Annotated in this window: 11 protein-coding genes; 6 read left to right on the top strand and 5 right to left on the bottom strand. The window is 68.5% G+C overall.

Going from position 1 to position 12,603, the window contains the following annotated elements:
• The first annotated feature begins 51 nt into the window (after nucleotides 1–51).
• Genes GGQ89_RS11195 through GGQ89_RS11170 form a run of 6 tightly spaced genes read left to right on the top strand, consistent with a single transcriptional unit; the run spans nucleotide 52 to nucleotide 6,991 of the window.
• Nucleotides 52–2,067, top strand: coding sequence for an HAD-IIB family hydrolase (locus tag GGQ89_RS11195; RefSeq protein ID WP_184105848.1), 2,016 nt, complete (start codon nucleotides 52–54; stop codon nucleotides 2,065–2,067).
• Complete coding sequence (locus GGQ89_RS20340) at nucleotides 2,064–3,206, top strand: glycosyltransferase (protein WP_184105847.1); 1,143 nt, start codon at nucleotides 2,064–2,066, stop codon at nucleotides 3,204–3,206. The genes GGQ89_RS11195 and GGQ89_RS20340 overlap by 4 nt, the downstream gene beginning before the upstream one ends.
• On the top strand, nucleotides 3,203–4,117 hold the full coding sequence (locus GGQ89_RS11185) for a galactosyltransferase-related protein (protein WP_184105846.1): 915 nt from the start codon (nucleotides 3,203–3,205) through the stop codon (nucleotides 4,115–4,117). The genes GGQ89_RS20340 and GGQ89_RS11185 overlap by 4 nt, the downstream gene beginning before the upstream one ends.
• The gene (locus GGQ89_RS11180) at nucleotides 4,114–5,190 is read left to right on the top strand and encodes a glycosyltransferase (protein WP_184105845.1); all 1,077 of its coding nucleotides are present in this window, start codon (nucleotides 4,114–4,116) and stop codon (nucleotides 5,188–5,190) included. The genes GGQ89_RS11185 and GGQ89_RS11180 overlap by 4 nt, the downstream gene beginning before the upstream one ends.
• Nucleotides 5,187–6,098 carry a polysaccharide pyruvyl transferase family protein gene (locus GGQ89_RS11175; protein ID WP_184105844.1) on the top strand — a complete coding sequence of 304 codons (912 nt, stop codon included), beginning with the start codon at nucleotides 5,187–5,189 and terminating at the stop codon, nucleotides 6,096–6,098. Before GGQ89_RS11180 ends, GGQ89_RS11175 begins: the two co-directional genes overlap by 4 nt.
• Nucleotides 6,095–6,991, top strand: a complete 897-nt coding sequence (locus GGQ89_RS11170; protein WP_184105843.1) for a glycosyltransferase family 2 protein — start codon at nucleotides 6,095–6,097, stop codon at nucleotides 6,989–6,991. Before GGQ89_RS11175 ends, GGQ89_RS11170 begins: the two co-directional genes overlap by 4 nt.
• Here the strand turns inward: GGQ89_RS11170 and GGQ89_RS11165 are convergent.
• Genes GGQ89_RS11165 through GGQ89_RS11145 form a run of 5 tightly spaced genes read right to left on the bottom strand, consistent with a single transcriptional unit; the run spans nucleotide 6,969 to nucleotide 12,476 of the window.
• Nucleotides 6,969–9,296: a TonB-dependent receptor gene (locus GGQ89_RS11165; RefSeq protein ID WP_184105842.1), complete on the bottom strand. Its 2,328-nt coding sequence runs from the start codon at nucleotides 9,294–9,296 to the stop codon at nucleotides 6,969–6,971. The genes GGQ89_RS11170 and GGQ89_RS11165 overlap by 23 nt on opposite strands.
• 7 nt (nucleotides 9,297–9,303) lie before the next feature.
• The gene (locus GGQ89_RS11160; protein ID WP_184105841.1) at nucleotides 9,304–10,239 is read right to left on the bottom strand and encodes a FecR domain-containing protein; all 936 of its coding nucleotides are present in this window, start codon (nucleotides 10,237–10,239) and stop codon (nucleotides 9,304–9,306) included.
• Nucleotides 10,236–10,787, bottom strand: a complete 552-nt coding sequence (locus GGQ89_RS11155; protein WP_240456376.1) for an RNA polymerase sigma factor — start codon at nucleotides 10,785–10,787, stop codon at nucleotides 10,236–10,238. Before GGQ89_RS11155 ends, GGQ89_RS11160 begins: the two co-directional genes overlap by 4 nt.
• A gap of 14 nt (nucleotides 10,788–10,801) precedes the next feature.
• Nucleotides 10,802–11,602, bottom strand: a complete 801-nt coding sequence (locus GGQ89_RS11150) for a ChbG/HpnK family deacetylase (protein WP_184105839.1) — start codon at nucleotides 11,600–11,602, stop codon at nucleotides 10,802–10,804.
• A complete protein-coding gene (locus GGQ89_RS11145; protein ID WP_221238931.1) occupies nucleotides 11,577–12,476 on the bottom strand; it encodes a glycosyltransferase family 2 protein in 900 nt (299 codons plus the stop codon). Before GGQ89_RS11145 ends, GGQ89_RS11150 begins: the two co-directional genes overlap by 26 nt.
• Between the last annotated feature and the right edge of the window lie 127 nt (nucleotides 12,477–12,603).

Genomic DNA, 12,603 nt, shown 5'->3' with positions numbered 1-12,603 from the left:
GGAGCCAATCAATATTTATAACGTTGTCGCTCCATAACGAAAGGGGCGAGATTGTTCATCCTGCATCTGGCACTTGGTGGGTGCCTGAAATCGCCACCTGTCCATTATGGCATCACCGCCGATACGGGCGGTCATATTGCCTATATTCTGGACGCAGCCGCCGCCCAGGCGAAGAATGTTGATACACATCAAGTTTCCATCGTCACCCGGCTCTTCGAGGAACCGGGACTGCCGCTCGATCACGCCCGTGCGACCGAATGGCTTTCGCCCAAGCTGACCATCGACCGGATCGCCACCGCCAATCGACGCTATCTGGAGAAGGATGCGCTCGCCGACGATCTGGCCGCCTTCACCGAAGCCTTCTGCGCGCACCTCGCCCGATTGCCGCGCTTGCCCGACGTCATCCATGCGCACTTTTCCGACGCCGCCGCCGTCGCGGCCGAGGCACGGCGGCGCTTTGCCATCCCCTTCGTCTATACCCCGCACGCACTGGGCATCGACAAGCGCCGCCATCACGGTCCGTCGCCCGCGCTGGATGGCCGTATCGCCGCCGAGCGGACGGCCATCGCCAGTGCTGACGCCCTGATCGTCTCGACCGAGGACGAGGCCGAGCGGCAGGTCCATGCCTATGGCATTCCAGCCGGCGGACGGATCCACCGCATCGCGCCCGGCGTGCCGAACCATGAGGACGGCCGACCCGGTCGCCCGACGCTCGCCGACCGGCTGGACGAATGGCTCGACGAACCTACCAAGCCCATCCTGCTCGCCATCGCGCGCCCTGTCGCCAAGAAGAATCTGGGCGCGCTCGCCCGCGCCTATGCCGCCTCGCCTGCCTTACGCGAGGCCGCGAATCTGGTCATCCTGGCGGGCCAGCATGACGGCCCCGGATCGACCGAGGAGCGCGCCGTGCTGGCCGAGTTGCTGGCGCTCGCCGACAGGCCCGACCTTCGCGGTTGCTTCGCCCTGCCGCCACGGCATGACGGGCATGACGTCGCCGCCCTTTATGAGCGCGCAGCGGCGGGCGGCGTGTTCGTTAATGCCGCCCTTCACGAACCCTTCGGCCTGACCTTGATCGAAGCGGCGGCGGCGGGCGTGCCCGTGGTCGCGACCCGGCATGGCGGCCCCAGCGAGATCGTCGCCGCCCTGGGCCACGGCCTGCTGGTCGAGCCGCGCGACGAAGACGCCATTGCCGCCGCCTGCCTTACCATCCTGTCCGACCCCGACACCCATGCGCGGATGAGCGCGAATGGCCGATCGGGCTCCACCCTCTATACCTGGGACCGCTACGCCATGGAATCCACCGCGCTCTATGCCCATCTACCGCGCACCCCCGGCCTGCTCGCCAGCGATATCGATCATACGCTGACCGGATGTCGGGTCGGCGCGCATGACTTTGCGGCATGGCGTCAGGCGAGCGACCTGCCTTTCGTCGTCGCGACGGGCCGTTCCTTCGCGATGGCCCGCATTATCCTGTCGCAATGGGGCATTCCCGAGCCGGACGCCTTCATCACCGATGTCGGGACGCGCATCATGCTGAAGGGCCAGCGCGGATGGCAGGAATGCCCCGTCTTCGCCGCGCGTCTGGACGAAGGGTGGGACCGCAAGGCGGTGGTCGCCGCGCTCAAACCCTTGCGCCTGCGCCCCCAGCCGCGCGACACGGCAGGGCCGCACAAGGTCAGCTATTTCGGCACTGCCGAGGATGCCGCGCGCGTCCGTGAGACGCTGGCCGAACAGGGACTTTCCGCCAAGACGGTCTTCTCGCACGGACGGCTGATCGACGTGCTGGCACCGCTGGGCGGCAAGGCGGCGGCGGTCGCCGCCTATGCCAAGCGGCTCGACCTGCCGATGGGTGCGTGCATCGCGGCTGGCGACAGCGGCAACGATGTCGACATGCTCGACGCCTGCGGCCATGCGATCGTCGTGGGTAATGCCGGGCATGAACTGGCCGACCTGCCCGAGCGTGACGGCCTGCTGCGTGTCACCGCCCATCATGCCAATGGCGTGATGGAGGGGCTGGAGCGGCTGGGCCTGACCACGCCGATGCCGACCCAGGCGACGGCGGCGTGACGCGCCCCTTCGGCTATTTCGTCCACCATCAGGGGCGCGGCCATGCCGAACGCTGCGCCGCGATCCTGAACGCCCTGCCGCCCGAGCGCCCCGTCACCATCTTCTGTGCGCGCGACGATATTTTCCCACCCTTGCCGCCGCAGGTGGAGATCGTCACCATCCCCTCGCTCTTCGAGCCGACCGGGCTGGAGGCGGGAACGATGGACATGGTGCCGACGCCCGAGACGCTGCATTGCGCGCCGCTCGGCTGGCCCGGCATCCGCCATGCCATGGCGGTGATCGCCAACTGGTTCGACCACGCCGACCCCGCCCTGATGATCTGCGACGTCTCCGCCGAGATCGCGCAACTGGCGCGCATCTGTTCGGTCCCGCATGTAAAGATTCTCCAGCATGGCGACCGTAGCGATGCCGGGCACCGCGCCGCCTATGACGGTGCCGCCGGATTGCTCGCCGCGTTCGACGAGGCGCTGGCCCAGCCCGAATGGGACGCCGCCATGCGCGCCAAGACCTGCTTCGTCGGCGGACTGGGCGTCGACACCCGCATCCCGGAGCGCGAGCTGGCACGCCAGCGGATCGGCGTCGGCGCGGACGAGGAAATGATCCTGGTCCTGTCGGGCGGCGGCGGCGGCGGTTTCGCCCAGGCCCCGCTCGGTGTCGGCGCGCGCAGCCGCCCCGGCGCCCGCTGGATCACCATCGGCCCGGTCGCGCGCGATTGGCATGCGACCGAGCCCGCCAATATCGAGCATCGCGGCTGGGTCGACAATCCGGCCGACCATGTCGCCGCCGCCGACCTCGTCATCGCCTCGACCGGCAACACCACCTGCCAGCAGATACTGGCCGCCGCCCGCCCCTGGCTCGCCATCCCCGAATGGCGCTATTTCGACGAGCAGCATCGCAAGGCGGAGGCGCTGGCCGCCGCCGGGGTCGCGTGCGTCTGTCCGCATTTGCCTTCCTCGGCCCAGGCCTGGACCACCGCGCTGGCCGAGACCCGCAGCCAGCACCGCCCCGCCATACAGCGCGCGATGATCGCCGACGCGCCCGCGCAGACCGCCGCCGACTGGCTGGAGACGCTGTCCGCACGGCTTTGGCCGATCGACCTCACCCATTCCCTTCCCCAATCCACCGGAGCCTCTTCATGATCTCGGTCGTCACGCTCGCCGGGGGCCGCCCCGAACATCTGCGCAACGTCGTGATCGGCCTGACCCGCCAGACGATGCTCCCCGCCGAGCTGATCGTCGCGGTCATTCAGGACACGCCCTATGACCTGCCGGAAGCCCCCTTCCCGATCCGCCAGATGATGGTGTCCGGCCCGCGCCTGCCGCTGGCGACCGCACGCAATGCCGCGGCCGAGGCGGCGGTCGGCGACAAGCTGGTCTTCCTCGACATGGATTGCATCCCGACCCCCGAATTGCTGGCCGATTATGATCGCTATCTGGATCAGGAAGACGGGCTGCTGATGGGCGAGGTCATGTACCTGCCCGGCGGCGCGACGGCGGGCGAATGGCGATATCAGGATTTCGCCGAGGTCGCGGTGCGCCACTCCGACCGGCGCGGACCGCCGCCGGAGGGGATCGAGCGGTGCGAGGATTATCGCTGCTTCTGGTCGCTGAACTTCGCGATGCGTCGTGACACCTTCCTCGGCACCGGCGGGTTCGACGAGCGCTATGCGGGCTATGGCGGCGAGGACACCGATTTCGGCAAGGTGGTGGACAAGGCGGGCGTGCCGATCGCCTGGATCAAGGGCGGGCTCGCCTATCATCAATACCACCCGCACCACATGCCGCCGGTCCACCATATCGACAGCGTGGTGCGCAATGCCGAATTGTTCGAGGCGAAATGGGGCTATCGCACCATGGGCCACTGGCTGCACGCCTTTCGCCTGATGGGCCTGATCGACGATACGCCCGGCCGCCCGATCCAAATCCTGCGCCGCCCCAATAAGGACGACCTCGCGCTGACCGGGCAGCAGAGCCACCAGCCCTATGCCAACACCGCCAGCGTCATCCGCCTGCTGGAGGAGCGCGCCGCCGGCGCCTGCGTCGCGGCATGAGGATCGCACTGCTCGCCCATGTCCGCCAGCCCATCCGCCAGCCTTTCCTGGGCGGCATGGAGGCGCATGGCTGGTATCTGGCCGAGGGGCTGGCGGCACGCGGGCATGAGGTGGTGCTGTTCGCCAGCGGCGACAGCGACCCGCGCTTCACCCTCGATCCGGTCCTGCCGGTCCATTACGAAGCCGTCTTCCCCTGGGCCGAGCATCGCGGCAAGCCCGAGCTGATCGCGCATGTCGATGCGGGCTATGCCGCCGCCTGCGACCGGATCGCACGCGGTGGGTTTGATGTGGTGCACAATAACAGCCTGCACCGTTTCCCGCTGGAGCAACGCCGGACCGCGCAAGTGCCGACCGCCACCTCGTTGCATGTGCCGCCCTATGACGCGCTCCATCATTTCGTGACGATCAGCCCCAGCCCGACCCATAGGCTGACCGTCACCTCCGCCCGCCAGTTGCAGGCCTGGTGGCCGAACGGCGCGCCGCCCGAAGCCTCGGTGCTGCACAATGCTATCGACCCCGACGCCTGGCCCTTTGCCGAGCAGGGCAATGGCGAGGCGGTGTGGTGCGGGCGGATCACCCCCAACAAGGGCACGCACCTCGCCATCCATGCCGCGCGGGAAGCGGGCGTCGCGCTGACCCTGTTCGGCGCGGTCGAGGACCCGGACTATTTCGCCGCCGAGGTCGAACCGTTGCTGGGCCATGGCATCCGTTATGGCGGGCATCTGGACGGCGCAGCGCTGGCGCAGGAACTGGGGCGGGCCTCGGTATTCCTGTTCACCCCCTGCTGGGACGAACCATTCGGACTGGTGGCCATCGAGGCAATGGCGTGCGGCCTGCCGGTCGCCGCGTTCGATGCAGGTGCGGCGCGCGAAGTCGTCGGCGAGGCCGGGTGCGTCGCCCCTGCGGGGGATGTCACCGCGCTGGCCGACGCGCTGACCCGCGCCATGGCCGTTCCGCGCAGCACCGCCCGCCGCCGGGTGGAGACGCATTTCGCCCGCGACCTCTGGCTGGACCGCTGCGAAGCGCTTTACGCCAGCGTCCGTACCGCCTTACCGAGCGCCATCGCGGCGTGAGCGAGGATGTGATCGCAGGCCAGCGAAAGGCGCTGCTCGACCTCTATCGTCGTCACGTCACGTCGGGGGAGCCCTATGCGCTGGTCGATTTTCCCGACCATCCCAATGTAGGCGATAGCGCGATCTGGCTCGGGGAGATCGCGTTGCTCCATGCGGTCGGCGCGGGCGATCCGGCCTATATCTGCCGCTGGGACGATTTCGACGAAGCGGCCTTCCGCGCCGCCTGTCCGACCGGGCCGATCCTGATCCATGGCGGCGGCAATCTGGGCGACATCTGGCCGCATCATCAGCATTTCCGCGAACATCTGATCGAACGCTTTTCCGACCGCCGGATCGTCCAGCTGCCCCAGTCGATCCACTTCCGCGACGAAGCCCATCGCAACCGCTTCGCCGCACTGGTCGACAGCCACCCGGATTTCCACCTCTATGTCCGCGACACGGCGAGCCTCGACCTGGCCCGCCGGCATTTCACCTGCCCCAGTATGCTCGCCCCAGACTCCGCCTTCGGCCTGGGCAGCGTCGAGCGACCGGCCTTGGCAGATTGCCAAGTGCTGATGCTGCTGCGCTCCGACGCCGAACGTGCCGCGCGCGACGACGCGCCTTTGCTGGCCCTTGCGGATACGGTAGCCCTGGACTGGCTCGACGAACCGCCGGTCGCGGCGTCGGCTCCGACCGAGCGGGCACGGGAGCGCGTAGAACGCGGGCTGACGCTGCTCGCTCGCGGCGAGCGGATCGTCACCGACCGGCTGCACGGCCATATCCTGGCCCTGCTGCTCGGTATCCGTCACGTCGTGCTGGACAATGACTATGGCAAGGTCGGCGCCTATATCGCGGCCTGGACGGCGGAAAGTCCGCTCGTCCGGCAGGCGCGGTCCGCGCAGGAGGCGGCGGAGTTGATCGCGGGATGATCGATATCAGCCTGCTGATCTGCACCCGCAATCGCAGCCGCAGCCTGGCTGCCACGCTGGCCTCGATCGATGCCGCCGCCCGGCATCCGGGCAGCGGCGCGATCGAACTGATCCTGGTCGACAATGGCTCGACCGATGCCACGGCGGCGGTGATCCGGCACTGGGCGATCGACCGGCCCTTTACGGTGCGGCTGTTATCGGAGCCGGTGCCGGGCCTGGCCCGCGCCCGCAACCGGGCACTTCGGGCGGCACGGGGGCGGATCGTCGCGATGACCGACGATGACTGCGTACTGCATCGCGATTACTTCGCACATATGGCCCGGGCCTTTGCCGGGCAGCCCGCCCCCGTCATCATCGGCGGGCGTATCCTGCGTGGCGATCCCGCTGACCTGATGCTGACCGTCAAGCTGGAGGATCATCCGATGATCGCCGAGCCGGACAGCTTTCCCGGCGGGTTCGTCATGGGCGCCAATCTGGCCTTCACCGCCGATGTCGGCCGCCTGGTCGGGCCGTTCGACGAACGCTTCGGAGCGGGCGCGCCGTTCCGTGCCGCCGAGGATACCGATTTCCTGCTGCGAGCCCAGGCGCTGGGCATAGCGATCCGCTACGACCCCGACTTCGTCGTCGACCATTATCACGGCCGCCGCCGCGAGGACGAAGCCGTCGCGCTGCTGGCGGGATACGGCTTTGGCGACGGAGCGCTCTACGCCAAGCATGTTCTGACCGACCGCCGGGTTCGCCGCTGGATGGTGCAGGACGTCCACAACCTGCGCGATCGCTTTGCCGGGCCGGTGCCCACGATCCGGCATTTCCACGCCTTTCGCCTGCGCCATGTGCTGGCGGGCCTGGCCGCCTATGCCCGTGTCGCGGTTAGAAATCCGCGCTCAGCCTGACCCCCACGGTGCGCGGCCGCAACGGTGTCGAGACATTGCGCCGCCCGAGCAGAAACGGATTGCCATAGGCAAAGCGATTGCCTCGCTCGTCGAGCAGATTGTCGAACGTCAGCGCCAGCGCATAGCCGCCCCGCCGGGCTGTCAGACCCAGATTGGCGACGCCATAGCCCCCCTGCCGGACGTCGAACATGTCGCCGACACCCAGCACCGAGGGGCCGACAAAGGCCACCTCCCCCCGCGTCGACAGGATCGTGTCGCGCCCCAGGGCCAAATCGCGGACTAGCCCCAGCCGCGCCGAGACGCTGGGCGTCTCCGGCAAGCGGCGATTGTTGGCGCGACTGAGCAAAGCGGTCGAGCCTGTCGCCTCATTGTCGGTCACGAACACCGCCCCGGTCAGGTGCCAGTCACGCTGCGGCACCCACTCGACCCAGCCCTCCAGCGCATCGACGCGCGCGTCGCCGATATTGCTCGTCACCGGCTGCCCGGCGCGGTTGAGCAGGTCGGCCTGGATCGCCTTCCAACGGGCATGGGACAGGCTGACCGACGCCGACAGCCCCGTCGCCCCGCGCCGGACATGGCGCAGCCCCGCCTCGACCATCTGGATCGAGTCGGACTCGAAGTTCGCGACCCGCCCGACGCCCGCCGCGACCGCCAGACCACCGGTGCGAAAGCCCGATTGATACCGGCCGAACGCGGTCCAGTCACCACCCAGCGCCCAGGCGAAACCAAAGGTCGGATCGACGCGCGTGGTCGACCGGCCGCGCACGAAATTCTTGGATCGCGGCGTGATCGACGGTTCGCCATCGACCCGCGCGGCGGTCACGCGCCCGCCCAGCGTCAGCGACAGGCGGCCGGTGACGGGATGCGTCGCCTCGCCGAACACGGCACCGCTGCGGGTGACGTTGGTCACGCCGATCACCGGTCTGACCCCTTGGCGGATGGTCAGCGAGCGCCCCATCACCGACTGATCCGACACCAGATTGACACCGACTACCCAGGATCCACCACCGGCCAGGCGTCGTGACACACGGCTTTCGTGCGAGAACAGCGTCTTGTCGCCGTTCAGCTGATAGGTTTCGTGCGGCACCACCGGGCTGGCATCGAACCGTTCGAAGGATGAGCCGCCGACGATGCCGGTGGCGGAGACGAATTGCAGGCCGCTCGCCCAGCTTTTGGACAGGAGCAGCCGCCCGAACCGCATGTCGCTCCAGGATGGCTGGGCGATCGCCGAGCGGCTGGCCAGCACATCCTCGCTCAACACATATTGCGCGTCGCGCGACACGATGGACTGGGTACCGCCGCCCAGTTCGGCGCGCCAGCCGTCTCCGACCTTCCAGGTCAGCGTGCCGCGCAAACCGCTGGTCACGACCCGGTTGATGTTGCGCGCCTTGGTCCGCAGATTGTCGATATAGCCGCCATCGACCGCATGATAGCCGACCAGCCGGATGCCCAGTGTATCGGGCAGCAGCACCTTGTTGGCGACCGCCGCCATATCGTTGCTCGGCGCCCCGCCCCCGGTCAGTGCGCCGCCCCATTCGATCCGCCCACCATCGCGGGTTAGCGACACGGGGTTTGAGGTCAGGCGGATGATCCCGCCGATCGCGCCCGAGCCGTGCAGCGCCCCTTGCGGTCCTTCGGCAATCTCGACCTCGCCGATGTCGTAGAGTTTCAACCCCGGATCGGGCCCGGCAAAGGCGATCTGCACCTCGTCGAGATAGAGGCTGGCGGTGGACTCGGTCGCGCCGTTGAAGCTGCTGTCGGCGATGCCGCGGATGAACAGCTTGTTGCGCCCCGGTCCCAGCGCGGTGGTCTGCAGGATCGGCGTCTGCCCCGCGACACTGCTAAGGTCGATCGATCCGTTGGGCAGCGCGACGCCGCGCCCGATCACCGATACGCTCCCCGGATAACGGGCCAGTTCGGTGCCCTGTTTGCTGGCGGTCACGATGATATCGCCCGTTCGGCCAGCGGGCGGCGGGATGGCGGGCGGAGGGCGGCTGATGGATGGGCGACGCGGCGATCCGACGATACGGAAGCTGACGGAGTCGATCGCGATGGCGCGGTAGCCGGTCCCGCGCAGCAAATGCGCCAGGGCTCTGGCGGGCGGCGCGCCGGTGGTCAGGGCGCGGGTGCGAACGTCACGCAGGCGGGGATCGGTGGCAACAACGGTGATGCCGCCCTGTCGCGCCAGTTCGCGCAGCGCGAAATCCAGCCTTGCGGGGGCGAGCACGATCCGGCGGGACGCCGCTACATGGGTGGTTTGCGCCCGACCGGCGACGGGCAAGGCAAGGGCGATCGCGACCAACAAGCCGCGTTCAATAAACCCCGTCCGACGCCCGCAAAATCCAGTCCCCACCGCTCTGGCGCCACTCCGCTCCGATCAGCTTCGCAAGACGTGGAACGTCCCGGCTGGCGTCCCCCGTCACCCGGACCAGCCCGGTGACGCTGCGTTTCGCCAACGGCCCCTCCACCGCGATCCGCATGCCATAGGCGGATTGCAATCGTGCAGCAATCGTGTCGACCGTATCGCCGTCGAGGTCCAGCAGGCCGCGACGCCAGCCGCCGACCATCGCCGGATCGACCTGCACGCGGCGCAGGCTGCCCCGCGCCTCGTCCAGCCGTGCCCCCTGCCCGGCGGTCAGTTGCATCGTCTGGCCACGGGGGGCGAGCGCGACCGCCCCTTCCGCGACCGTCACGTCCAGCCGAGCCCCCTCACGCCGGACGTTGAACACCGTCCCCACGTCGCGGATGGCAACGTCGCCCGAGCGGAGTTCGAAAGGAGCGGAGGCGTCGTGCCGCACGCGGAAGAGTGCCTGCCCGCTTTCCAGCGTCGCGACCCGCGTGTCGTTGCGGTCGAGCCGAAGCCGCGATCCCCCCGCCAGCTCGACCTGCGTGCCGTCGTTTAGGGCAATGGCCCGCGTCTCGCCAGGCCGGGTCTGTTCGACCCGGATATCGGGGCGCGCCTGCATCAGCACCGGCCCCGCGATCAGCGCGACGGCCGCCGCGACGCCGCCCATCAGCCACCAACGACCCCACCCCCTGTTGTCGTTGGCGGCTACCGGCGTTTCCACGATGACGGGTTCCGGCTCGGCCATCGGATCGGCCAGCAGGGCATCGGCCATCGCCACCGCGTCATAGGCGCGCGCATTGGCCGGGCTGTCTTCCAGCCAGGTCGCAAAGGCGTCCCATTCGGCCGCGCTCATGTCGCGCTGCCGGACGTGCCAGTCGATCGCCTGTTCCTCCCGCGTCACTCGTCCCCGCTCCTTCCACTGTCAGGACGACGCCGACACGTCCGATCCGCACCCTCGGCATCACGATTTTCTTGCAAAAATTGATAGGCCCGGCGCAGCAGCTTTTCGACGGCGCTGACGGTGATGCCCATCTGCTCCGCAATGTCGCGTTGCGGCCGTTCCTCGAAGCGGAACAGGGTGAAGGCCTCGCGCATCCGGTCGGGCATCCGCGCGATCATCGCATGCGCCTGGGCCAGTTCGCTGCGGCCCGAGGCGATCCGTTCGGGATCGGCATATTCGGCGGATTGCGGCTGCACCTCTTCCCACGCGCCGTCCCGCACGCCGCGCCGGGCGGCGGCGATACGGCGGTCGGTCGCCAAATTGGTCGCCATGCGACAGAGAAAGGGAATGGGCTGGTCGATCAACGTGGCGTCGAGCCCGGAAACGCGCAGCCAGAGGTCCTGAAGCGCATCTTCCGCTTCGTCGGGCGAGCCGAGCCGGGCGGCCAGCAGGCGGCGCAGCAGCGGGCGCGCCTCCATGAACCGGCCTTCCAGACCATGATTACCCAAAGACCGCCCTCGTATCAGGCGGCGAAGGCCAGCCCGCGTTGCGCCGCCATGTCAGACACCGAAACGGCGCGCAAGACATCGGCTTCGTCGCGCCGCGCCGCCGCGATCACGTCACCCGCCCGCTTGCCCGCACCGGGATGGCACATCACCAGATGCTCCGCCCCGCCATGATCCAAGAAACGCGGCAACGCCTCGGCAAAGCGGCCGTCAAAGCCATAATGCCCGGCAAAACCCCGGTTGCAGTGCAGCCCCGCCGCCTCCGCCGCACGGGTCAGGCCGCGCGAGTGATAGGCGCTGCCGATCGCCTTGCCACGCCATGGCCGCCCGAGCAGTCCGACCAGCCGGTCCTCGCAAGTACGCACCCAGGCTCCGGGCGCACGCCGCCGCGTGATCGCCAGCACGATCGGGCGGACACCGGGCAGCGCGTGCGAATGCTGGTGCCCGTCGACAAAGGCGGGCGGACGGCCAATCGCCGCCTCGAACCGGTCGAACTGCGCCTCGACCTCGCGGGTGATCTCGGCCGGGTCGAGTTGTCCGCGCGACGCCAACCGCGTCAATGGATCGATTCCCGGCATCACCCCGTCCTGGGTAAAGCCATTGGGGTGGATCGGCGCTTCCTCGGTCAGGGTCAGGTGCAGGCCGATCTGCGCCGTTTGCGGCACGGACCGCAGCATCACGCTGTCCTCCATCCAGTTCGGACGAAGGGTCATGCAGCTTGTCGCGTTCAGTTTGCCCGAGCGCAGCAGCTCGGCGATGACCAGACTGTCTTCGGTGGAAAAGGCGAAATCGTCAGCGCAGAGAATAAGCCGGTTCACCCACGACCCCCGCCAGTTGCTGATAGGCCCGCTCGCGCATGCGCTCAGTCGTGAGCCGCCGCGCGCGCAGTCGCTTCGCGAGGAAATCGTAGAAGAACCAGTCCCCCGCGAACGGCGCGGCGATGCTGTAGACCAGCCGCTCGGTCAGCGTCCAGCGGATCGACTCCCGGTCGCGCTCGCGGTCGGAGGGCACACACCAGAAGCCATCGGCATAGGCCATGGTGCCGTGGCGCATGACGCGGTGGATGACCTCATGATCCTCCAGCACGAAATTCCAGCGGCGCGCATCGAACCCGCCCGCGGCCTTCAGCGCCTCGGTCCGGAAGGCCTGGCCCGCGCCGCCCGCATGGCACTGGCGCGGCAGGAACCGTGCGGCCAGCCGGATCGCGGTGGACTCGCGACGACGCTCCGCCTCACCGTCCTTCGGCGCGACGAAATAGGCCCCGGCGACCACGCAGCCGGGCTTTTCCAGCAGGGCTTGCGCCTGCGCCAGATAATCGGCCGGATAATAGGTGTCGGCATCGCAGGTCGCGACGAAGCGCGTGTACACATATTCGAGGCCCAGGTGCAGCGCATTGATCTTGCCCGGCAAACCCTGGTGGAGCAGGATATGGTCCAGCCCCAGCCGCTCGCAGGTATCGGTCGCCACACGCGCGCTGGCGTCGAGCGAGCCATTGTCGACCAGCACCAGCCGGAACCGCACCGTCTGCGCCGCCAGGCTTTCCAGCGTGGAGGCGAGATCGCGCTCCTCGTTGAAAAAGGGCACGACCACGGTCCAGCATGGCGCGACATAGGCGCCCGTCCGTTCCGTCTTCCCCGCCTGGGCCCAAGCCGTGGCATTCCGCCAGGCCGCGCCTTCCGCATCGAGCAGCATTACCCCACCCCGCCCTTAAAACGACCAAACCACCTGGTTGCCGAAGCCCCCACCCGGCAGCGGCCGGAGCCACAACCAGAGGTGTTCATGGCTAAGACGAAGCAGTCCCCGCCGAACCGGACATGGT

This window comes from Sphingomonas yabuuchiae (assembly GCF_014199595.1).
Lineage (GTDB): Bacteria > Pseudomonadota > Alphaproteobacteria > Sphingomonadales > Sphingomonadaceae > Sphingomonas > Sphingomonas yabuuchiae.
The sequence above is the reverse complement of the archived record's forward strand: the minus strand, read 5'-3'. Positions and strand labels throughout refer to the sequence as shown.

Coding starts and splice junctions, on each gene's coding strand:
- GGQ89_RS11180 (WP_184105845.1), top strand. CDS start 4,114: ATGAGGATCGCACTGCTCGCCCATGTCCGCCAGCCCATCCGCCAGCCT.
- GGQ89_RS11170 (WP_184105843.1), top strand. CDS start 6,095: ATGATCGATATCAGCCTGCTGATCTGCACCCGCAATCGCAGCCGCAGC.
- GGQ89_RS11145 (WP_221238931.1), bottom strand. CDS start 12,476: ATGCTGCTCGATGCGGAAGGCGCGGCCTGGCGGAATGCCACGGCTTGG.
- GGQ89_RS11185 (WP_184105846.1), top strand. CDS start 3,203: ATGATCTCGGTCGTCACGCTCGCCGGGGGCCGCCCCGAACATCTGCGC.